This is a genomic window from Chloroflexota bacterium (assembly GCA_015478725.1).
Classification (GTDB): Bacteria; Chloroflexota; Limnocylindria; order Limnocylindrales; family CSP1-4; genus C-114.
On record JADMIG010000007.1, the window covers coordinates 95,786 to 117,279 of the forward strand.

The 21,494-nt window shown below is 68.6% G+C and carries 20 protein-coding genes and 1 pseudogene; 10 read left to right on the forward strand and 11 right to left on the reverse strand.

Translation table 11 applies throughout. The annotated features are described in order from the left end of the window. Nucleotides 1-41 precede the first annotated feature (41 nt). Entirely contained in the window at nt 42-740 is a 699-nt protein-coding gene (locus IVW53_07210; GenBank protein ID MBF6605357.1) for a corrinoid protein, read from the reverse strand. A gap of 142 nt (nt 741-882) precedes the next feature. On the opposite strand from IVW53_07210, the gene IVW53_07215 reads away from it, so the two are divergent. Continuing rightward, nucleotides 883-1,653, forward strand: coding sequence for an IclR family transcriptional regulator (locus IVW53_07215; GenBank protein MBF6605358.1), 771 nt, complete (start codon nt 883-885; stop codon nt 1,651-1,653). Between the two features lie 28 nt (nt 1,654-1,681). Here IVW53_07215 and IVW53_07220 read toward each other — a convergent pair whose 3' ends face one another. From IVW53_07220 to IVW53_07230, 3 genes and pseudogenes are all read right to left on the reverse strand, one after another. After that, a complete protein-coding gene (locus IVW53_07220) occupies nt 1,682-2,464 on the reverse strand; it encodes a dioxygenase (GenBank protein ID MBF6605359.1) in 783 nt (260 codons plus the stop codon). A gap of 149 nt (nt 2,465-2,613) precedes the next feature. Beyond that, nucleotides 2,614-3,204 carry a sarcosine oxidase subunit gamma gene (locus IVW53_07225; GenBank protein MBF6605360.1) on the reverse strand — a complete coding sequence of 197 codons (591 nt, stop codon included), beginning with the start codon at nt 3,202-3,204 and terminating at the stop codon, nt 2,614-2,616. Between the two features lie 33 nt (nt 3,205-3,237). Further along, a pseudogene (locus IVW53_07230) lies at nt 3,238-3,444 on the reverse strand (FAD-dependent oxidoreductase). Between the two features lie 566 nt (nt 3,445-4,010). On the opposite strand from IVW53_07230, the gene IVW53_07235 reads away from it, so the two are divergent. Beyond that, complete coding sequence (locus IVW53_07235; GenBank protein MBF6605361.1) at nt 4,011-5,492, forward strand: aldehyde dehydrogenase family protein; 1,482 nt, start codon at nt 4,011-4,013, stop codon at nt 5,490-5,492. A gap of 79 nt (nt 5,493-5,571) precedes the next feature. Here the strand turns inward: IVW53_07235 and IVW53_07240 are convergent, their stop codons facing one another. Both IVW53_07240 and IVW53_07245 read right to left on the reverse strand, forming a co-directional pair. Further along, nucleotides 5,572-7,362 (reverse strand): amino acid permease, encoded by a 1,791-nt coding sequence (locus IVW53_07240; GenBank protein MBF6605362.1) that lies wholly within the window; start codon nt 7,360-7,362, stop codon nt 5,572-5,574. A gap of 51 nt (nt 7,363-7,413) precedes the next feature. Continuing rightward, nucleotides 7,414-8,445 (reverse strand): metallophosphoesterase, encoded by a 1,032-nt coding sequence (locus IVW53_07245; GenBank protein ID MBF6605363.1) that lies wholly within the window; start codon nt 8,443-8,445, stop codon nt 7,414-7,416. Between the two features lie 138 nt (nt 8,446-8,583). Between IVW53_07245 and IVW53_07250 the strand changes: the two genes are divergently transcribed. From IVW53_07250 to IVW53_07260, 3 genes are read left to right on the forward strand one after another with little or no spacing between them, the layout of a single operon-like run. Beyond that, entirely contained in the window at nt 8,584-11,103 is a 2,520-nt protein-coding gene (locus IVW53_07250) for an FAD-dependent oxidoreductase (GenBank protein ID MBF6605364.1), read from the forward strand. Nucleotides 11,104-11,105: 2 nt separating this feature from the next. Next, nucleotides 11,106-11,873 carry an electron transfer flavoprotein subunit beta/FixA family protein gene (locus IVW53_07255; protein ID MBF6605365.1) on the forward strand — a complete coding sequence of 256 codons (768 nt, stop codon included), beginning with the start codon at nt 11,106-11,108 and terminating at the stop codon, nt 11,871-11,873. Further along, nucleotides 11,870-12,853 carry an electron transfer flavoprotein subunit alpha/FixB family protein gene (locus tag IVW53_07260; protein ID MBF6605366.1) on the forward strand — a complete coding sequence of 328 codons (984 nt, stop codon included), beginning with the start codon at nt 11,870-11,872 and terminating at the stop codon, nt 12,851-12,853. The genes IVW53_07255 and IVW53_07260 overlap by 4 nt, the downstream gene beginning before the upstream one ends. Before the next feature lie 95 nt (nt 12,854-12,948). Here the strand turns inward: IVW53_07260 and IVW53_07265 are convergent, their stop codons facing one another. Beyond that, nucleotides 12,949-13,506 carry a hypothetical protein gene (locus IVW53_07265; protein ID MBF6605367.1) on the reverse strand — a complete coding sequence of 186 codons (558 nt, stop codon included), beginning with the start codon at nt 13,504-13,506 and terminating at the stop codon, nt 12,949-12,951. A gap of 64 nt (nt 13,507-13,570) precedes the next feature. Then, on the reverse strand, nt 13,571-14,086 hold the full coding sequence (locus IVW53_07270) for a hypothetical protein (protein MBF6605368.1): 516 nt from the start codon (nt 14,084-14,086) through the stop codon (nt 13,571-13,573). Nucleotides 14,087-14,345: 259 nt separating this feature from the next. Between IVW53_07270 and sufB the strand changes: the two genes are divergently transcribed. From sufB to IVW53_07285, 3 genes are read left to right on the forward strand one after another with little or no spacing between them, the layout of a single operon-like run. After that, a complete protein-coding gene (sufB, locus tag IVW53_07275; GenBank protein ID MBF6605369.1) occupies nt 14,346-15,755 on the forward strand; it encodes a Fe-S cluster assembly protein SufB in 1,410 nt (469 codons plus the stop codon). Next, on the forward strand, nt 15,755-17,230 hold the full coding sequence (locus IVW53_07280; GenBank protein ID MBF6605370.1) for a SufD family Fe-S cluster assembly protein: 1,476 nt from the start codon (nt 15,755-15,757) through the stop codon (nt 17,228-17,230). Before sufB ends, IVW53_07280 begins: the two co-directional genes overlap by 1 nt. Nucleotides 17,231-17,272: 42 nt before the next feature. After that, nucleotides 17,273-17,608, forward strand: a complete 336-nt coding sequence (locus tag IVW53_07285) for a Rieske 2Fe-2S domain-containing protein (GenBank protein MBF6605371.1) — start codon at nt 17,273-17,275, stop codon at nt 17,606-17,608. A gap of 241 nt (nt 17,609-17,849) precedes the next feature. On the opposite strand, the gene IVW53_07290 is transcribed toward IVW53_07285, so the two are convergent. Genes IVW53_07290 through IVW53_07300 form a run of 3 tightly spaced genes read right to left on the reverse strand, consistent with a single transcriptional unit; the run spans nt 17,850 to nt 19,953 of the window. Next, a complete protein-coding gene (locus tag IVW53_07290) occupies nt 17,850-19,304 on the reverse strand; it encodes a ThiF family adenylyltransferase (GenBank protein ID MBF6605372.1) in 1,455 nt (484 codons plus the stop codon). Beyond that, nucleotides 19,301-19,681, reverse strand: a complete 381-nt coding sequence (locus IVW53_07295) for a hypothetical protein (GenBank protein ID MBF6605373.1) — start codon at nt 19,679-19,681, stop codon at nt 19,301-19,303. The genes IVW53_07290 and IVW53_07295 overlap by 4 nt, the downstream gene beginning before the upstream one ends. Before the next feature lie 5 nt (nt 19,682-19,686). Continuing rightward, nucleotides 19,687-19,953, reverse strand: a complete 267-nt coding sequence (locus IVW53_07300; protein MBF6605374.1) for a multiubiquitin domain-containing protein — start codon at nt 19,951-19,953, stop codon at nt 19,687-19,689. 167 nt (nt 19,954-20,120) lie between these two features. Here IVW53_07300 and IVW53_07305 point away from each other — a divergent pair, with 167 nt between their 5' ends. Together IVW53_07305 and IVW53_07310 are read left to right on the forward strand one after the other, a co-directional pair. After that, nucleotides 20,121-21,353 carry an ImmA/IrrE family metallo-endopeptidase gene (locus IVW53_07305; GenBank protein ID MBF6605375.1) on the forward strand — a complete coding sequence of 411 codons (1,233 nt, stop codon included), beginning with the start codon at nt 20,121-20,123 and terminating at the stop codon, nt 21,351-21,353. Continuing rightward, a partial coding sequence (locus IVW53_07310) for a hypothetical protein (GenBank protein ID MBF6605376.1) occupies nt 21,354-21,494 on the forward strand: 141 nt, incomplete at its 3' end.

A 21,494-nucleotide genomic window follows, 5' to 3' on the forward strand; every position in this document is an offset into this window, starting at 1 on the left:
GCGCGCCGCAGCCGATCACGAGGACGCGGTCGGCGACGGGCTCAGGCGAGGTTGGCACGCTTCTTCTCGATGAGGGCGCGGGCCGTCTCGGCCGCCACCGCCGCGTCGCGGCAGTACGCGTCCGCCCCGACGGCCATCCCGAACTCCTCGTTCAGCGGCGCCCCGCCGACGAGGACGATGTAGTCGTCGCGGATGCCGCGCGACTTGAGCGCCTCGATGACGACCTTCATGTACGGCATCGTCGTCGTGAGGAGGGCGGACATGCCGAGGATGTCCGGATGGTGTTCGTCGAGAGCGGCGAGGAACTTCTCGGCGTCCGTGTTGATGCCGAGGTCGAACACCTCGAAGCCGGCACCCTCGAGCATCATCGCCACGAGGTTCTTGCCGATGTCGTGGATGTCGCCCTTGACGGTCCCGATGACGACCTTGCCGACCGGCTTCGCACCGGTCTCGGCGAGGAGCGGACGGAGGATGGCCATGCCGGACTTCATCGCGTTCGCGGCGAGGAGGACCTCGGGCACGAAGAGGATCCCGTCTCGAAAGTCGATGCCGACGATCCGCATCCCCTCGACCAGCGCCTCATTGAGGACGCGGTCCGGGCCCCAACCCCGGCCGAGGAGGATGTTCGTGCCGATGACGATCTCGGCAGCCATGCCGTCGTAGAGATCGTTGTGCATCTGCTCGGTGAGCTCCTCGTCGGAGAGGCTCGCGAGATTGAGGTCCTGGTCGTCCTGCGCCATGTGCCGCCGAATCCTCCGTGTGCCGGAGCGCCCATCCGGGGTCGCGGGTTCCGCGACGCTTCCCGTCTCGTATTCCACGATGCGGAACGGTGCCGTATGATGGAACGCGTGTGACGCGCAGCGTAGCCCACCGGGGAGGCCGATGTCCAGAGTCCAGTCGATCGAGCGGGCGTTCGCCGTGCTTGGTGCCCTCTCCGACGGCCCGGTCGGCGTGACGGAGCTCGCGGAGCGCATCCGCCTTCCCAAGAGCACCGTTGCGCGGCTCCTGTCCGCGCTCGCGACGGAGGAGGCCGTCGAGCAGGCACCCGGCGATCCACGCTATCGACTCGGTGGGCGGCTGGCGACGCTCGGGGCGAGTCTCCGACCCGTCGCGACGCTGGTGGCAGTGGCCCACCCGGACCTCGAGACGCTCGCCGCGGACGTCGGCGAGGCCGCCGGCCTCGGGGTCGGCGACGGCCAGCTCGTCCACTATGTCGACCAGGTGACGCCGCCCAACCCGGTCCAGGTCCGCGACTGGTCCGGCACGCGGGTCCCGATGCACGCCGTCCCGTCAGGCCTGGTCCTCCTCGCGCACGCGTCGCCGGCGGCGCTCGATCGCTATCTCGCGCACCCGCTCGAGCGGTTCACGTCACGGACCCTCGTCGATCCCGCAGCCGTCCGGGAACGGCTCCGTCGGATCCAGCTCGACGGGTATGCCTGGGTCCACGAGGAGTTCTCCGACGGGATCGATTCGGTGGCGGCGGCCGTCGCCGATCGTTCCGGCGAGGTCGTCGCGGCGGTCCACGTCCACGGCCCGTCGTATCGATTCCCTCCGGCCGGCGGGGAGGAGCGGATCGCCGTCCTCGTGATGAAGGCGGCGGCGCGCGTGTCCGGCCGACTCCGCCAGATGTCGGGTCGATCCGGGTCCGGCTGACGGGTCGACACGCCCGCGCCGGGGGCCGTCAGTCGAACTGGACGCAGCGCCGGGCGATGGTCCCGTGCTCGAACCCCTCGACCGGGAAGACGACCTCCTCCCGTCGAGCGGCGCCGGCCGCGACGAGCAGCGGTCGATAGTGCTCGGCGCTCGGATGGTTGCGAAGTGGGTCGGGCGCGGCGTCCATCCAGCCGGCGAGGGCGGCATCGTCGCGGCGCCGGAGCGCAGTCGCGACCCAGCGGTCGAACTCGGCGGCGTACGGCGGCGGTTCTACGTCGGCGGCGAAGTTCGCGTGGCGGAGGTCGTGGACGAGGTTGCCGGTCGCGAGGATGAAGACGCCCTCGTCGCGGAGTGGCGAGAGCTCGGCGCCGAGGTCGTACAGCTCGACCTCGCTCATCGGCAGCGGCATCGACACCTGCAGGACGGGGATGTCCGCATCCGGGAAGAGGTGGATGAGCGGCACCCATGCCCCGTGGTCGATCGGTCGATCTTCGCGGGCGACCGCGGTGTGCGGGGTGAGCAGCGCCTCGACCCGGTCGGCGAGCTCGGGCGCGCCGGGTGCCGGATAGCCGATCCGGTACATGTACTCGGGAAACCCGTAGAAGTCGTAGAGCAGCTCGTCGTGAGCGCGCGTCCGACCGATCGTCACGGGAGTGTCCTGCCAGTGAGCGGAAACCGTGAGGATGGCGCTCGGGCGAGGGAGCGTGCTCGACCAGGCGCGCCACGGTGCGCTCCGCTCCTTGATCGCGACATTGAGCGGATTGCCGTGGCCGACGAATCCGACCGGCATGCGGGTAGTCGGGCTCTTCATGGCCGGGAGTCTACGACGGAGCGCGTTCGCCTGGTCGTGTCAGGTCGCGCCTGGTCGTGTCAGGTCGCGCGTGGTCGTGTCAGGTCTCGCCTGGTCGTGTCAGATACGCACCCCGTGCGTGGAAGGAGTCCGTCCAGGGACGCGACGGATCAGATCCCGCTCGCGGCGTCGAGCAGCCAGGCGGCGACGTAGGCCCCGAAGGACGGTCGGACGAGGAGTCGATACAGCGGCTCGTCGATGGTCTGCCAGACGATCACGTTCGCCCGAGCGAGCAGGGTCTGGGCGCATCGACCGGGGCCGAAGGCGCGCGGATGCAGGTCGATCGGACAGCCGGCTTCAAGGAGCTCGCGTGCCGACGAGCCGGCCAGCTCGATGGTCGTCCGGTTCGCCGATATGTCGACGACCGAGGCGACCGCAAGCGTCGCCGAAACGGCTGCGGCATCAGCTCGAGGGACCGAGAGCGCGGCCCGCAGCCGATCCTCGAGCTCGCGCGCGCGGCCCGGCCGGCCGACAACGAGCCATTCGTCGGGCCCGAGCCAGAGGGCATGGAGGTCGCCGATCCCGGCGACGGAGTCCGGCACCGTCGGCACGGTGAACCCGAGGGTCGCCGCGACGGCCGTCATCGACACGGCGTCCGTCGGGTCCACCCGCAGGTCGATCTGGCTGAGGAACGGGACCTCGCGAGCGCCGCCAGGCAGGGCGATCCCTCCGGACAGCGCGATCCGCCCGGACAGGGCCATCCCGCCGAGGGGGCTCCGGACCCGTGCATCTGGGTAGTTGCTGCGGATGATCGCCGTGTTCCGGGCGATGTTCCCGCCTGCCAGCCAGCCCCGCTCGAGGACCGCGACGTTCGTGATGCCGTGGTTCTTCGCCAGGTAATACGCGGTCGCCAGGCCGTGTCCGCCGCCACCGACGATGACGATGTCGTACGTCCGCCTGGGTTCGGGGTTGCGCCAGAGATGGGCGGGATGATCCGGCAGGGCGTCGTTGGTCGCAGCGGCGTGGGTCGCGGCGTGATCCGGCACGGCCGAGAGTGTAGATGCTCGGACCCGTCGCGGCGACCGCCGGCCTCGCGGCGACCGCCGCCCATGATCGGCAGACCGCTGATGGTCCGCGGACCGCCATCGATCGCCAGGCCGCCGTTTATCGGCTCAACAGATGGTAAGTACGCCGAGACGGCGTCCGACGGGTCGCGGCTGCACGGGCGCTGCCTCGCTCATCGGCCTCATGGATATCTGGTGGATTCTCATCGTCCGTGACGGCCTACCATCTGTGGGACGGATATCCGACCGGGGGACGGGTCAGCCGCGTTCAGAACACGGCGGCACCGACCGGGGAGTCACGCTGGGCGCGTGGTGGGGCACGGCACGGGACGAGCTTGACGGCCCCCATCCGGCTCTCCAAGCTTGCACTGCAGTCAGCGACGCTCAGTCGGAACGCCGACGTGGCACCGCCCGTCCCGCCGGTGCGACCTCGGTCGGAGGACTGCCCGTCGTCCGGCCGCGCCGAGCGTCGCGGCGACCATGACCCCAATCCGAGGGCGCCCATGCCGACCGACCAGCCGAGCCTCTACATCGACGGTGCCTGGACGACCGGCTCGTCCGGGTCCACCAGCCCGGTCGTCTCGCCGTTCGACGGCCACGTCATCGCGGAGGTCGACGTCGCCGACGACGCGGACGTCCAACGGGCGATCGCGGCCGCGCGCCGCGCCTTCGATGCCGGCGACTGGTCCTCCACGCCGGCTCCGGATCGCGGCGCCCTCCTCCACCGGATCGCCGATCTCCTGGTCCGCGACCGTGAGTTGATCGGCCGGGCGGAGACGAGCAATACCGGCAAGGCCCTCCGCGAGGGACTGGCGGACGTCGATGATGTCGTCCGCGTCTTCCGCTACTACGGCGGGCTCGCGGACAAGGAGGCCGGTCGCCTCGTCGCGACGGGCGACGCGAACGCGATCAGCCGGATCGCCTACGAACCGGTCGGCGTATGCGCCCTCATCGGCCCGTGGAACTACCCGCTCCTCCAGGTGAGCTGGAAGGTCGCCCCGGCGATCGCGGCCGGCGACACGTTCATCGTCAAGCCGGCCCAGCTCACGCCGCTCACGGCGATCCACCTCATGCGGATCCTCGAGGAGGCGGGCCTCCCGCAGGGCGTCGCGAACCTCGTCCTCGGGCCGGGCGAGCGGGTCGGCCGCGCGCTCGCCGAGAGCCCGGACGTCGAGCTCATCTCGCTCACCGGCGGCCTGGACGCGGCGCGCGACATCATGCGGGCGGCGGCCGGAAACATGAAGAAGCTCGCCTTCGAGCTCGGCGGCAAGAGCCCGAACGTCGTCTTCGCCGACGCCGATTTCGAGACCGTCGTCGACAATGCCCTCACGGCGGCCTTCGTCCACTCGGGTCAGGTCTGCTCGGCCGGGACGCGGGCCATCGTGCAGGACGAGATCTACGACGAGTTCGTCGCCGAGGTCGCGCGGCAGACCGAGCGCATCCGTCTCGGCGACGGCTTCGACGAGGCGACCGAGGCCGGGCCGCTCATCTCCGAAGCCCACCGCGCGAAGGTGGAGCGGTACATCGCGCTCGGCATCGAGCAGGGCGCCCGGCTCGTCGCCGGCGGACACCGGCCGAGCGAGCCCGAGCTCCAGCGCGGTTTCTTCGTCCGGCCCACCGTCTTCGCCGACTGTCGGGCGGACATGACGATCGTCCGCGAGGAGATCTTCGGGCCGGTCCTCACGATCGAACGGTTCCGGACGGAGGCGGAGGCGATCGCCATCGGCAACGACACGACGTACGGCCTTGCCGGTGCCGTGTGGACCGCCGACGCATCGCGCGCCGAGCGGGTGGCGACGCGTCTCCGCCACGGCACGATCTGGATCAACGACTATCACCCGTACCTGCCGCAGGCGGAGTGGGGCGGCTTCAAGCAGTCGGGGATCGGCCGCGAGCTCGGCCCCACCGGCCTCGACGAGTACCGCGAGGCGAAGCACATCTACCAGAACACGCGGCCCCGTCCCTCGCGCTGGTTCGGCGGCTGATCGCCGGACGTGGCGGACGTGCGGACGGCCCGGTCGGATGACCGGGCCGTCCTTGGGTGATCGCGGTCGATCCGGGCGGTTACTCCGCCGGGATCTCCGCGTGGATCGCGTCGAGGTCGATCCCCTGGGCACGCCGGTAAAGGCGGGCGACGACCCAGACGAGAGCTGCGAGGCCGTACACGATCCCCAGGAACTTGATCGACTGGGCGTTGCCGACCCCGATCCCATACAGGGAGTTGGACAGCCACTCGTAGACCACCCAGCCGAGGAAGATCGTGGTGATCGCCCCGGCGACGCTGATCAGCGGCAGGCCGGCCAGCTTGTAGCGGGCGATGGGAGATTTGTTGTACAAGTCGGCCTTCCACCACGGCAGGATCGTCGCGGCGAACGACGTCCCGAAGAACGTCACCGCGATGACGAGCGAGGCATCGAGGGTGAGCGCCGAGAAGCCGGCCTGGTAGGCATACAGCCAGGACAGGATGACGCCCGGGACCATGATGAGCAGGAGCGCCATCCACGGGACGCCTCGATCCGAGACTCGAGCGGCCCACTCGGGCAGGACCCGGTCGAAGGCCGCGGCGAAGATCATCCGCGTGGACGACAGCCAGAGGGTGCCCGCCCAGCCGATGAACCATGCTCCGAACAGGACCACGATGATCATCTGGACGACGCGGCTGTCGATGAGGAACGAGGCCAGCAGCGGCGGATAGCCCCAGATCGGGATCGCCGGAGCCACCGTTACGTAACCATAGGCGTAGTTGACGTAGTTCTCGTTCGAGGCATTGAAGAAGTCCCATCCGAACGTCTTGGCGGCGAGGAGCACGAACACGACGGCGAGGCCGATCGTGACCCACAGGCCGCCCAGCATCCCTCGGAGGACCTTCCGGAAGTCGCCCGCCCCGCGGACCTCGCCGTACAGCGTGGCACCCCAGTTCGGATAGAGGATCCAGAACATCATGAGCGGCAGCAGCAGGAACGTGCCACTGCTCAGCCCGAAGTCGAGCGGCGAGCCGCCCGCCACGAAACCGTCGTTCGCGACGGCGTTGGCGATCGTTCCCTGATAGGCGCCCGAGACGCCGAAGAGGCTCTGGCTCGCTTTGTCGAATGCCGCGTGGAAGGCGTCCTGTGACGACGCGAGCATGAGGATGAACATCACCGCCAGGATGGCGAGGCCGATCCAGATGCACCACTTCTGGACGCGGGCGTAGCCGGCCATGCCGAGTGCGACGGCGCCCGACGCGATGACGATCGTGAACAGCGAGACGGCAAACGTCCCGTTATTGGACGCGAAGAACGTCGAGCCGTCGGTCCAGCCCATGAGGACGACAAGCGGCTGGACGACTTCGATCTTGAGGATGAAGCCGTAGATCGGCGCCCAGAGCGCGAGGATGAACCACCAGCCGGTGGAGGACAGGACGAATCCGATCCCACCGCGCTTCCAGCCGAGTGCCGCGCCGCCGACGACACCGAGCGCGCCACCGAGAAGGGCGCCGGTATCGCCGATCCCGAACGCCTGTGCCGTGAAGTAGACCGTGACGCCACCGACGAGCGCGCCGAGCGCGGCGCCCGGGATCCCGTCGAGGATTCGCGTCTGCCAGACGTAGTCGCCGCCGGCCCGCGGCATGACCGCGATCAGCCCGGCATATGTGACGCACAGGAACGTCATCACCACCCCGGAAAGGAGCAGGGACGACAGCACCGACCCGTTCGGGACGAAGGCGAAGACGGCGAGGCTGTAGAACATGCCGAGGGTGACGAGGTTCACCGACATGAACGAGTAGCCGAACGCGTCGAACCCGGACCAGCCCTTGACGAGCCCGGTCGCGTTGCGGAGGAACAGCGACGGTGTGTCGCGGCCAACTGATGCCATGCTTCCCTCTCTTTCGAGTCCCGCCCCGACAGCGGAACCGCTCGGTGGTGGTCAGCCGTTGATCAGCAGATAGCGCTTCACCGTGCCCTTCTTGGTGTCCAGGTCGACGATGGCCGCCTGGAGCACCCCGTCCTCGTATGAACTCCCCGGATTGACCGCCAGCGTCTTCCCGAGCTTCACCGCGCCGCGGCCCTCGTGGATGTGGCCATGGAGCGAGAGGACCGGCCCGTACGCGAGGATCGCCTCGCGGACCGCGTGCGACCCGACCGGGACGAGTGCCTGCCCGCCGGAGACGTACTTCATGTCCGCGTCCAGCTTCGGCGCCGCGTCCAGGTTCGAGCCATACGGCGGGGCGTGGAAGTTGAAGATGGACCGGGCAGGATCCGGGACCGCCCTGACCAGTCCGTCGATCCGCTCGCGGAGCTCGTCCTCGGGCAGTTCGCGGAAGGTGTTCCACGGCGTGGGGTTCGCCCAGCCCGTCGAGATGAGGTTGAGGCCGTCGAGCGCGATCGTGTTCGCCTCGCCCAGCTCGACCCGTTCGGCCCGCTCGATGATCGGGTCGATCTCGAACATGTCGTCGTTCGCGGGCGAGACGATGCAGCGGACCGACGAGCCCTTGAGCCGCTCGTCGGCGAGCGCCATCCACCGCTCGACGCCATGGACGATCTCCGCCCTGAACCGGGTGTCCACGAGCGTCGGGTCGTCCGCCCACGTCCGGACCTCGTCGCGGGTCGTCCGGACCGGGTAGTAGCCGCGATCCGAGATCCGCTTCTCCATCGCCCCGACATCCGCCTCGGTCGGCAGATCGTGGACCTGCTCCTGGAGAGTGACCGTCCAGCCGGTGTCCGTCTTGATGATCGGCACCATCGCCTTGCCGGTCATGTCGCCGCCCATGATGAGGACGTCTGCCTTGTGGAATGCGCCGGCGTTGAGAAACTTGCGCCAGCAGATATCGGAACCGTGGACGTCGGTTGCGAAGAAGACCCTCATCCAGCCTCCAGCGAGCGTGTCCGCAGTATCGACACCCGGGATGGCCGCTGCAAGCCGTTCCCGCATGCCCCGACGACCGTGCTGGGCGGGCATCGCGGGACTCCCGTGGGGGACGAGTCCGTATACTCTCCCCGCGACCCACCACCCAGGCCCCACGGATGCGGGCCATCGCGTTGCGTCCGGCCGCGCACGCGCGGCCGTGGCGACGAACGTCAGGAGGATCCCGATCCCATGAGCACGCTTCCGAGCGCGGCGCGGGTCGTCATCGTCGGCGCCGGCATCGTCGGCAACAGCATGGCCTGGCACCTGGCCCGTCTCGGGTGGCGGGACATCGTCCTCATCGACAAGGGTGCGCTGCCGAATCCCGGCGGCTCGACTGGCCACGCCTCGAACTTCATCTTCCTCACCGACCATTCACGGGAGATGACGGAGCTCACGGTGGACAGCGTCCGCCAGTACGTCGAGCTCGGCGTCTTCACCCGCAGCGGCGGCATCGAGGTCGCCCGGACACCTGAGCGGATGGCCGAGCTGCAGCGCCGCATGGCGTCCTCGCGGTCGTGGGGGATCGACGCCGAGATCATCGGCCCGGCCCGGGTCAGGGAGCTCGTCCCGTACGTCAACGAGGAGATCGTCCTCGGCGGTTTCTCCACGCCCGGCGTCGGCGTCGTCGATTCGCTCCGCGCCGGGACCCTCATGCGTGAGCGCGCCGAGCAGCTCGGCGCGCTCACCGTTTCGGCCCTCACGGAGGTCACCGGAATCGACGTGGTCGACGGTCGGATCCGGGCGATCAGGACGGACCGCGGAGACATCGCGACAGAGACGATCGTCATCGCCTGCGGCGTCTGGAGTCCGCGGATCGCGCGGATGGCCGGCGCGACGATCCCCCTCTCGCCTGCCGTCCACCAGATGATCAGCGTCGGCCCCGTCCCGCTCTTCGCCGACACCGTCGGCGAGATCAGCTTCCCGATCGTCCGGGATATGGACACGAACATGTACGAGCGGCAGCACGGCGGCGATCTCGAGATCGGTTCGTATGCCCACCGGCCGATCCTCATGGACGCCGACGACATCCCGTCCATCGCGGCGTCCGCCCTCTCGCCCACGGAGCTGCCGTTCACCCAGGCCGATTTCGATCCGCAGATGGAACAGGCCCTCGAACTCGTCCCGGACATCGTCGGCGACGAGCGGGTGGGCGTCCGCCACGCGATCAACGGCCTCCTCTCGCTCACGCCGGACGGCGGCCCGATCCTCGGCGAGACGCCGGAGGTGAAGGGCCTCTGGTCCGCGGCGGCCATCTGGATCAAGGAGGCGCCCGGGATCGCGAAGATGCTCGCCGAATGGATGACCGACGGGAAGCCCGAGGTGGACCCGCACGCGACCGACATCGCCCGCTTCCACGACCACCAGCGGACGCCGACCCACATCCGCGCCCGCTCGGCCGAGGGCTTCAACAAGACCTACGGCATCGTCCACCCTGCCGAGCAGTACGCCTCGAACCGCGACGTCCGGCTCAGCCCGTTCAACGCCCGTGAGCGCGAGCTTGGGGCCGTGTTCTTCGAGACGGCGGGCTGGGAGCGGCCGTACTGGTATGGCTTGAACGAGTCGCTGCTCGCCGAGTACGGGGAGCGGGTCATCCCCAGGGCCGCGGAGTGGGAGTCGCGCTGGTGGTCGCCCATCATCAACGCCGAGCACCTCGCGATGCGCGACCGGGTCGGGATGGTGGACCTATCCGCCTTCGCGATCTTCGACGTGACCGGCCCCGGCGCGATGGCCTGCATCCAGCGGCTCATCGTCAGCCAGGCGGACGTCCCCGTCGGCCGGGTCATCTACACCCCGCTCCTCAACGAGGCGGGTGGCATCTTCGCTGATCTGACGATCATGCGGCTTGGCCGTGACCACTACCGGGTGGTCACCGGTGGCGGCAGTGGCATGCGCGACCGGAAGTGGTTCGTGGACCACCTGCCGGCGGACGGATCGGCGCAGCTGTTCGACGCGACCTCCGCCTGGTGCACGGTCGGTGTCTGGGGCCCGCGTGCTCGCGATCTCGTCGCCGCCGCGACGGACGATGACGTCTCGCCCGCCGGCTTCCCGTTCGGGACGTGCCGCTTCATCCGGATCGGGACGGTCGGTGCCCTCGCCTCGCGGATCTCGTATGTCGGCGAACTCGGCTGGGAGATCTACGCGCCGATGGAGCAGGGCGCCAGGCTCTGGGATTCGCTCTGGGACGCCGGCCGGCCGTTCGGCGTCGTGCCGGTCGGCATCGGCGCCTACGGGACAACGGGGCGACTCGAGAAATCGTATCGGGCGCACGGTGCCGAGCTGGAGCTCGGCTTCGATCTCGTCGAGGCGGGCATGGCCCGGCCGACGGTCAAGGACGCCGACTTCATCGGCCGGGCGGCATACCTCGAGCAGCGCGGTCGGCCGCCGGCCGCGATCCTCTGCACGCTCACCCTCGAGGACCCGCACTCGGCGTCGAGCGGAACCGCCCGCTACATGCTCGGCCGCGAGCCGATCCTCTCGGCGGTGGGCGAGCCGATCGTCGATGCGAAGGGCCGTCGGTCGTACGTGACGAGTGCCGGATCCGGTCCGTCGGTCGGCAAGCACCTCCTCATGGCGTATCTCCCGCCGCAGGTCGCCGCCATCGGCGCGGACCTCCTCGTCGAGTATTTCGGGGAGCGCTATCCGGTCCGTGTCGCCGTCGTCGGGAGCGCTCCACTGTTCGATCCCGAGAACCTCCGGATCCGGAGCTGACGGTGAACATCCTCGTCTGCGTCAAGCGAGTCCCGGCGACCGGCGACCGGATCAACCTCACGCCGGACGGGCTCGGGATCGACACCCGGTTCCTCGGCTTCACCGTCAGCCCGCACGAGGAGTGCGCGGTGGAGGAGGCCGTCCGGATCGTTGAGGCGAACGGCGGGAGCTCGACCGTCCTCACGCTCGGCGCGCGGGAGGCGGAGGAACAGCTCCGCGATGCGATGGCCCTCGGCATCGAGCGGGCCGTCCTCCTCGAGACGGACGGTGGGGAATGGGATCCGGTCGCGACGGCCGCCGCGATCGTCGACGCGATCCGTGGCCGCGAGGCAGCTGACGGCCCGTTCGATCTCATCCTCTTCGGCAACGAGGCGGCCGATAGCGGCGACTACCAGGTGGGGGTCCGGGTCGCCGTCGCCCTCGAGCGCCCATGCGTGACGGGCGTGAAGGGCCTCGAGATCGGCAGCGGTGCGATCACCGCTCGACGCGAGGCGGACGGCGGCTGGGAGATCTACGAGCTCCCGACGCCGGCGGTCGTGTCCGTCAGGGAGGGCATCAACCTGCCCCGTTACCCGTCCGTGCCGGGGCGACTGCGGGCGCGGAAGAGGGAGGTCGAGCGGATCGCGCCGACGCGCCGACCGGGTGGCCAGTCGACGATCCGGCTCCGCCTGCCCGAGCGGTGGGAGACGACGGCAGAGGTGCTCGGCACCGGACCCGAGGCGGCGCCGAGGGTCGTCGACCTGCTCCGGCGGCTCGGGCTCATCGCATGATCCTCGTCCTCGTCGAGCACGACGGCGAGTCGGTCGAGCGAACGTCGCTCGAGGCGATCACGCTCGGCCGGCGCCTCGCGGCTGGCCTCGGCCTCCCGCTCCACGTCGTGGCGTTCGGGCTCGGAGCGAGCGACGCTGCCGCACGCCTCGGCCTCCACGGGGTGGACACCATCCACGCCATCGATCACCCACGTCTCACCGACTACGCGCCCGCGGCCCTGGGGATGGCGCTCGTTCAGCTCGCCGGCTCCCTGGCGCCCACTGCGGTTCTCGCCGCGGCGACCGATCGCGGCTCGGAGGTCATCGCGCACCTCGCCGCCCGCATGGGCCTGCCGCTCGCGGCGAACTGCATCGACATCCGGCCCGGCGCCGGCGACGACGCATGGCAGGTGACCCGCCAGCGATGGGGCGGCAGCCTGCTCGAAGACGCGGTCCTTCACGGGAGCCCGTACCTGCTGACGGTCGCTCTGCACGCGGTCGGGGCCGAGGAGGCCCCCGTCGGCGCGCGCGGGACCGTGGTGTCGTTCCGACCGGAGATCACCGATCGCGATCTGGCAGTCCGCGTCATGCGCCGGGTCGCTCCCGACACGAGCCGGGTCTCGCTGACGGACGCCCGCGTCGTCGTCGGCGGGGGACGTGGCGTGGGGGGAGCGGAGGGATTCGCGGCCCTGGACGAGCTCGCCGCGCTGCTCGGAGGCACAGTCGGCGTCTCCCGGGCGGTGACGAGCGCCGGCTGGCGACCACACGCGGAGCAGGTCGGCCAGACGGGCGTCCGCATCGCCCCCGAGCTGTACATCGCCTGCGGCATCAGCGGTGCCATCCAGCACATGGTGGGTGCCCGCACGGCGAAGCGGATCCTCGCCATCAACGCGGACCCGAACGCACCGATGGTCGCCCAGGCGACCTACGCCGTCATCGGCGACCTCCGGACGGTCGTGCCGGCCATCGTCGCCGAGATCCGCCGCTCGCAGGCGAGCTGACCGCCCGATCCGACCGCGCGCTCCCACCGACCCGCGCTCTGCGGCATCGACGGCCGATGGCTTGGCCCGCCCGAGCCTCAGCCCACGACCGAGCCTCAGCGCGCGGTCGAGCCGGACTCCGGCGCAGCCCCATCGAGGATCGCCGCGAGCCGGTCCACGAACGGGACCTGGCTCGCCTTCAACCGACGACGGGCCTCCGCCGGCTCGAACCAGGCGACGCGATCGAGCTCGGGCACCACGACGACCAGGCCGGAGCCGGGCGGCCAGACCAGCTCGAAGGTGTTCGAACGAGCGGTCGCGGCATCGAGATCGCCCTCGACCGCCCACGCGTGAACCACCTTGCCGCCCTTCTGGACGATCGAACCGAGCGCCACGACCGGCCCCTGGGGCACGGCGTGACCGGTCTCCTCGGCGAACTCCCGTCGGGCGACCGCGAGGAGCCGATCGACCGATGGCCCGCCCTCATCCTCCCCTTCGAGCGCCGGGCCGCTCGGCGAGGTTCCGTCCCCGACTTCGGCCTCGCCCTTCGGAATGCTCCAGGAGCCCTCGTCGCGGCGCGCGAAGAAGGGCCCGCCCGGGTGCCCGATGAGCACCTCGAGCGAGCCTGTCGTCAGGCGGTAGAGCAGGATGCCGGCGCTCGTCCTCGGTCGCATCGAGCCGATGGTAGCGGCGGTCCGGGGGCGACGAATGGTCGCATCGAACGCCTCGCAGCCGCGGCTACGGCGCCACGACGAACCAGATGCCGCCGATGCCCTGGCCCTTCGTGTCACCGGCGGCCGAATCGCCCGTGAAGTAGTAGACAGGCAGCCCCTTGTAGGTCACCTGAGTCGAACTGTCGTCGCGGACGATCGTCGCGATCGACCCGGTCACGCCGGCCCCGGCGGTCGGGCTCTGGCCGGCCGGCACCACGAACGGTGGCCACGTGGCGGCACAGCCACCGGTGCAGACGCTCTTGCCGGGGTTCGAGGCATCGGGCTTGTACGTGTACAGCGTCATCCCGTTCGCTCCGGTGAGATAGGGCCCCACCGAACCGGTCGCGGCGCTGAGCACGGCCGTCGCGGCACTCGACGGGGCGGCGGCGGACGGGGCGGTGCTCGTCGCCGCGGATGGCGCGACGGCCGAAGACGCGGCGGGCGCCGGTGTCGCCGCGCTCGAGCAGGCTCCGACGACGATGGCTGCCATGGCGGCGAGCCCGACGAGCGTCGTCCGAACCCGGATGATCGATCGATCCATGATGGTGAGGTCCTCCTTGGACCGTCCGATCCCGGTACTCCGGCCGGCGGTCATCAGAGGCGATACGACGACCTGGCACCCGGCGGTTTCGTCGACGCGTCCGATCGGTTGCGGACGACGCACGGCGGCTCGCCTCTGCGATATCGCCATCGTTGACGCTTCGGCCGTTAATCCCGATAATCTGACTCGGAATTACGACATCGATCAGATCGGTCGGCCGAGATCGGCCGACACCGACGGTTCACCCTCGGGAGATGGGATGCCTTCGACCGCAGCCAGAGATGCCACCCTCGATCGGCGTGAGGACTTCGCCTTCCACGACGACATCGTCTACCTCACGGAGACGAAGCGCGGCCTGACGCGCGACACGGTGGAGGAGATCAGCGCGCTCAAGGGCGAACCGGACTGGATGCGTCAGTTCCGACTCCGGGCCTATGAGCACTTCCTGCAGCGACCGATGCCGCTCTGGACGGACGGGCTCGATCGGATCGACTTCGACAAGATCGTCTACTACCGCAAGCCATCCGAGCGCGAAGAGAAGTCGTGGGACGACGTCCCCGCGCAGATCAAGGCGACGTTCGAACGGCTTGGCATCCCGGAAGCGGAGCGGAAGTTCCTCGCCGGCGTCGGCGCCCAGTACGACAGCGAAGTCGTCTACCACTCGGTCCGCGAGGAGCTGACGAAGATCGGCGTCGTCTTCATGGGCACGGATCAGGCCCTCAAGGAATACCCGGACATCGTCCGCCGCTACTTCGGCACGATCGTTCCGCCCGAGGACAACAAGTTCGCGGCCCTCAACAGCGCGGTCTGGTCCGGCGGCTCGTTCGTCTACGTCCCCAAGGGCGTCGAGGTTCCACTCCCGCTGCAGGCGTATTTCCGGATCAACGGCGAGAACACCGGCCAGTTCGAGCGGACGCTCATCGTCGTCGAGCCGGGCGCCAAGGTCCACTACATTGAAGGGTGTACGGCACCCATCTACGCCACGGACTCGCTCCACGCGGCCGTCGTGGAGGTCGTCGCGCTTCCCGGCTCCAAGGTCCGCTATACGACGATCCAGAACTGGTCGAATGACGTCTACAACCTCGTCACGAAGCGAGCCCACGCGTACGAGAATTCGACAGTCGAATGGATCGACGCGAACACCGGTTCGCGGAAGACGGTCAAGTACCCGAGCATCTACCTTCGTGGCGAAGGCGCGACGGCCGACATCATCAGCGTCGCGGTCGCCGGCCGGGGCCAGCACCAGGACACCGGCGCCAAGGCGATCCACCTCGCGAAGAACACCCGCAGCCGGATCGTCAGCAAGTCGGTCAGCAAGGACGGCGGTCGCGCGACGTATCGCGGCCAGCTCAAGGTCCTGCCCGGTGCGACGGGCGTGGTGGCGAGCGTTCGCTGCGATGCACTCATGCTCGACGACCAGAGCCGGAGCGACACGTACCCGTACATCGACATCCAGGAAGACGACACCACGATGACCCACGAGGCCACCGTCGGGAAGATCAGCGCGGACCAGGTCTTCTACCTCATGAGCCGCGGCCTGACCGAGAACGAGGCACAGAACCTCATCGTCCAGGGCTTCCTCGAGGTCTTCACGAAGGAGCTCCCGATGGAGTACGCGATCGAGTTCAACCGGCTCGTGAAGCTCGAGATGGAGGGCTCGCTCGGGTGATGGCCCCGACGACCGAGGGAACCGTCGAGGCCACGACCGAACCGAACGCGCGGCGCGCCGGCGGCACGGCACGCCCTCGACCCGAACGCCGCGGGCCGGCGGATCTGCCGTTCGCGTTCTCCGCAGCGGACGTGGCCGCGGTGCTCGCCTCCGAGCGCGGCGAGCCGGAGTGGCTCCGCGCCGACCGGCTGGCGGCGGCCGATTCGTACGCGGCGCTGCCGATCGAGACGAACCAGCTGTACACGACGTACATCGACCTCCGGTCGGCGGATCTTGCCGACGTTCGCCCGTACGCATCGACGGCCGAAGGGCCGGCCGACGCCGGATCGAGTCCGACGACCACCGACGCCACGGACGCCCTGATCGAGCTGCGCGAGGACGGCGTGACGGTCCTCGAGCTGTCCGCCGAGGCGACGGCGGCAGGGGTCGTTCTCGAGACGTTCGGCGCGGCGCTTCGGCGCGACCCCGACGGGCTCCGGGCGGAGCTCGCCGGCGGTCGGTCCCTCCCCATGGACGACAAGCTCGCCCAGCTCACCCGCGCTTGCTGGAGCCAGGGCGTCCGGATCGTGGTGCCGGACGGCGTCCACCTCGCTCGCCCGATCGTCCTCCGCTGGGCCGCCGGCGTGCCGGATCGGGCCCTCATCACCCGGACACTCGTCCGCCTCGGAGCCGGTGCGGAAGCGTCGCTCGTCGAAGAGCTCGTGCCGTCCGGCCCGACGATCGTCTGCGCAGCCGGCGAGGCGGTGCCGCAGAGTCTCTTCACCGGCACGCTCGAGGTGACCCTCGAAGCGGGCGCGAAGCTCGCCGTGGCGAGCATCCAGGACCTGCCCACCGGCGTGACGACCTTCCAGCATCGGCACGGCGTCATCGGAGATGGAGCGTCACTCCGCTGGGCCCTCGCCCAGCTCGGGAGTCGGGTCGTCCGGAGCCGGGTGGACAATCGGCTCGAGGGGGACCGCAGCTCCGTCGAGCAGGTGGAGATCGTCTTCGGCTCGGACGAGCAGGTCGTCGACCTCACCTCGTATACCCGGCACCTCGGTCGCGACACGACCGGCAACCTGCTCTCGAAGGGTGTCCTCCTCGACGGTGCCCGAAGCTACATGAAGGGTCTCATCACAATCGAGAAGAGCGCCGTCGGGACGGACAGCTTCCTCGGCGAGTTCGGGATGAACCTCTCGAAGCGGACCCGGGCCGTCGCGATCCCGAGCCTCGAGATCGACCAGCCGGACTGCCGACGGGCGGCCCACTCGTCGTCCGTCGGCCCGATCGACGAGACGCAGCTCTTCTACCTCGAGAGCCGTGGCATCCCGCCGGATGAGGCGAGGAAGTACATCGTCCTCGGCTTCCTCGAGCCGGTCGTTGCCCGGGTGCCGCTCGCCTCGGCAGAGGAGCGGCTCCGCGAGCTGCTCGAGGGGAAATGGACGGCGTCCGCGGGCTCGGTGGGGGCAGCTGGCGGGTCCGCGTCCGCCGCGTGAGGCGGACATGAGGCGGCTCCGCGTCCGCCGCGTGAGGCGGGAATGAGGCGGGTCGACCTCCTCGCCCTCGACGAGGTCCCGGACGGGACGATGAAGATGGCCTGGGTGGACGGCACGGACCCCGTCCTCATCGTCAACAGCGGCGGGACGCTCGGTGCGTATCAGGGGATCTGCTCGCACGAGTACTTCGAGCTCGACCGCGGGTTCCTCACCGCCGGCTCGCTCACCTGCGCCCTGCACCTGTCGCGCTTCGATCTCGGGACCGGTGACGCGCTCGATCCGCCGGCCGACCTGCCGCTGGCGATGTACGAGGTCGTGGTCGAGGACGGGCGCATCCTCATCGAGGTCCCGGATGGGCCGCTTGCGGTGAACGAGTGACCGACCCGCGCTTGCGTCTCTCGGGCCCGAACCCCCTCATCTCCGCCATTACCAAACGGCATGGCGCCGATGTGCGCGAGGCGCAGCCTTTGTTCATGCCAAACCCGTCGGGCGTGTCTTGCCTTCAATCCACCCGCCTGCTGGTGGTCTCCTGGTCGCTCGGATCGCTGACTTGTTGCGCAGTCCGTCTTCCGTCAAAGCGCCCGATCGCCCCGGCCCCCACGGACTTGACGCGGATCGCTCACACCTCCCTGAAGAATGTCGGCAGTCGGCGCCCGAGATCACCGAGTGCGTAGCGTCCGTGACTCGCAGAACACTCGGGACAGTCGGAGTCTGAGCGAGGCTCCTCGAAGACGACAGTCCTCTCCATCGGCCGTACTCGTGCGTAGTCGGGTGCAGCATCTGGCAACGTCATGCCAGTCACTGTGAACAGGAAGTCGTTCGCCGCAATTGCGGCCGCGGTCGCATTGAGTGTCAGGACGCTCGGGGCTACAACGTCGGGCTCGTCAACGTACCGTTGGTGTCGCCGTTGCGCCGGCGCGGCCGATTCCTCCGCGAGACGAATCGGCGAAATGACCTCGTTGCACCAGAGACACCCTCGAGCCGGGAGCACGGTTCGCACGATCGAGTGAACAGCCAGAACGTGTCCGTCGGCGGGATCAACCTCAACCTTGGCACCAACCTGAGCGCCGGGGATCAGATACTGGTGGACGATCGCGTTGAAAATTAGGCGCGCCTGGTCGGAGTTGGCAGCGAGCAATAGATAGTCGCAGCCTCGAAGGCGGGAAGCGACCGCAGGCTCCCGAACATCATCGAAGATGCGTTCGACTTCGATGGCTCTGTTCGATTCACGAGCGAGACGGGCAGCGAGATCGACCTTCCGCGCGGCGAACTTGGCGCCCAGACGCCGCAGCCATACGGGCCAGCGAGGATGCCCAAAGATCCGGACGGCGTCACCCGCACGAGCCCCTGGAAGACGAGGCAGATTCGTCTCGTCGACTCGATCCGGATCGATCACGACGAGGCTCCCGACTCCGAGCCGGGATAGATACTCGATGAGCAACATCCCCATGCCGCCCGCGCCAATTACGCCGATCCGCATCGATCGTAGAAGGTCTTGGCCTGCGGATCCGAAGATGCGGGCCTGGCGGTCGTATGTCGGATCAGCAATCAAGGCCGGGAGCGGTCGCGGTCGGAAGATCTGCTGGCGAGCGCCGACGACGGTCATATGGCTCACCGTCGCGCGTTCGCCACCGGGCAGCCAGACATCGCCGGCGACGGCGGCATCGCTGAAGACGAGAGCCCCGACCGGGCGGCCCTGGAGAAGGTCGAGGAGCGCTGGGTACCCGCGCTCGTGAGAGCGAAGGTCATCGGGCGAGAAGCCGACCTCGTCAGCCGCCCCACCGTGAACATGGGCGGCGAGGTAAGCCAAGCCGTCGCGTTGCGCCTCCAGCACGGCGTCGCGGACGAAGTCGGCAGTGAGTCGATGATGCCCGCGCTCGCCGGTCCCGGGACTGTAGTCCACACCGTCGGTCGCCCGGATCAGCCTCCGAATCAGGAGCCGAGTGCCGACGTTGGTGTGCGCCACACCCGCCAGGAGCGCGGCTGCATGCGGGCGTCCGTCCCCAGGAAAGAGATGGTCGCGGAGATCGCGGAAGACTTCATCACCGATCCGCACGGCCCATGAGGGGGTCACTTGTGCCTTAGCCACTCGAGCACCCGCTCCATCTTGAGCAGCGCCGTGTCCGTGTAGGCGTCACGGCGATTACTGCGGCGGGAGAGTTGAATCGTGGCCCGACCTTCGAAGGAGCTTGCCGATGTGCCAGAGCCGAGCCCCCCGGAATCACGGCGCTTCAGGTCGCCACGTACATGGTGTGGGTAGATATCCGCCGGCGGATGAAGATGGGTCACGTGGAAGCCGATCCACGTGGTGCCCTGCGTGTAGGGGCCCGCGAGTGGGACCGGATCGACGATGACGATGGCGCCGCCCTGACCATCCTCCCGGACAGTCAGGGTAGCGCGCGGGTACGCCTGCCCGATCTCCTCGATGGCAGCGCCCACCTCCGGTGTCACCGCCACTAGGAGTCGTCGTCGTCGTTGACGGCGGTGAATTCGGAGTTCTTGTTCACCGTCACGACATCGTCGTTACCGACGACCTTCGGCCGCCCGCCCGGTCGGATCTGACTCAACGAGAAGTCCAGCGTGATCTGCAAATCCTGCGCGATCGCCGCCTCTTTGATTTGGAGACCGGTCACCCGGGGACCCAAGATGTCGACGGGCTTCGTGTTGACGATGATGGTGACGTTGACGGCGGGGGCAGACGGTGCGGCGTTCTGGGTGGTCATGCTTTCTCCTATTCGTTGATGCCGGCGACGCGTGCCACTGAGCGCGGGCACGAGGGTTGCTAGCGGTGCGTCCAGAAGTCGTGGGCGATAGTACCACTAACGTTGAGTGACGTCCAGCAACACAGTCCGTTAGTATCGACGTGCACCATTCTGTTCGGAGGACGTAGATGGACATAACCGCAGGGGAATTGGGACGCAGATTGCGAGAAGCTCGCGAAACCGCTGAACTGACCCAGGACGATGCGGCCGCCGCGATCGGCCTGACTCGTGGCGCCGTAGCTCAAATCGAAGGCGGCATGCGCGCGCCGAACAGCCTCCAGCTAGTCCGACTTGCCGGGCTATACGCCCGTGAACCCGGAGACTTTCTGACCGGCGTCTTCGATCCGGCTGATGCCGATCCGCTCGTGTCGCTCTTCCGGGCTGACCAGCTCACCGCTGACCCGGTGCGCACCGAGGTCGTGCGCGCCTGCCTCGAACTATCCCGCCGCTACGACGAACTCGAGGAACTTCTCGGCAGCGATCGCGGCACCAACTTTCCCGTCCGATACGACGTCCCACAACCCAGGTCCCGCTGGGAAGCCGTTCGTCAAGGCGAAGCCATCGCCGAATCCGAACGAGGGCGTCTCGGTTTGGGTGGCGAACCAGCCCACTCCCTGGTCGACCTCCTCCAGTCGCAGGGCATCAAGCTCGCACTGCTGGGCCTACCCGATGACGTGTCCGGGCTTTCGGTCTTCCATCCTCGGTTCGGTCTCGCGATATTCATCAACGAGGAGCATCATTTTCGTCGCCAACGGTTCTCCTACGCGCATGAGTACTGTCACGTGTTGGCTGACCGAGACCTGCAGTCGTACGTCAGCAAGGACGACAACCGGACTGATCTGCGCGAGGTCCGCGCCAATGCGTTTGCAGCGTCATTCCTCCTTCCAACGCACGGTGTGCAATCGTTCCTTGCGTCCTTCGGCAAGGACGCTAGCGGTCGGACGGTGCGCATCTTCGACGACGAGCAGGTTATTACCGCGCGGGGAAAGGCACCGACCGAGCCGCAGACTCTCGGAGCGAACGATGTTGCCGACTTGGCCGCAGCCTTTGGTGTGAGCTACGACGCCGCCCTGTACCGGCTGCAGAACCTGGGTCACCTGACTGACGATCAGCGGGCCAGACTGGCCGGGCAGCAGGAGCTGACTCGAGTGCTCCATCAGATCCGAAACGAACTTCAGGAGCCACAAGGTCCGAGCTTCCATCGTCGACTGCTCTCGCTGGCGGTCGACGCGTATCAGGCGAGTTTGATCAGCGGCGGACGGTTCCGGGAGATCTGCCACGAGGCGAAGATGTCGTCCGATGATATCGACCGACTCTTGTTCGACCTGGAGGACGCTGGACCTCAACTGGTCGAGGCATGAATGGACCTGCAAGATGCGATCGGCGAGGTTCTCGAGGTTGCCGCCGATGCATGCTTTCTCATCAACTTCCTGACCGTCGACCGCATCGACCTGCTTGCCCGCCGTCTCGACTATCGGATCCACGTCCCACTTGAGGTCGAC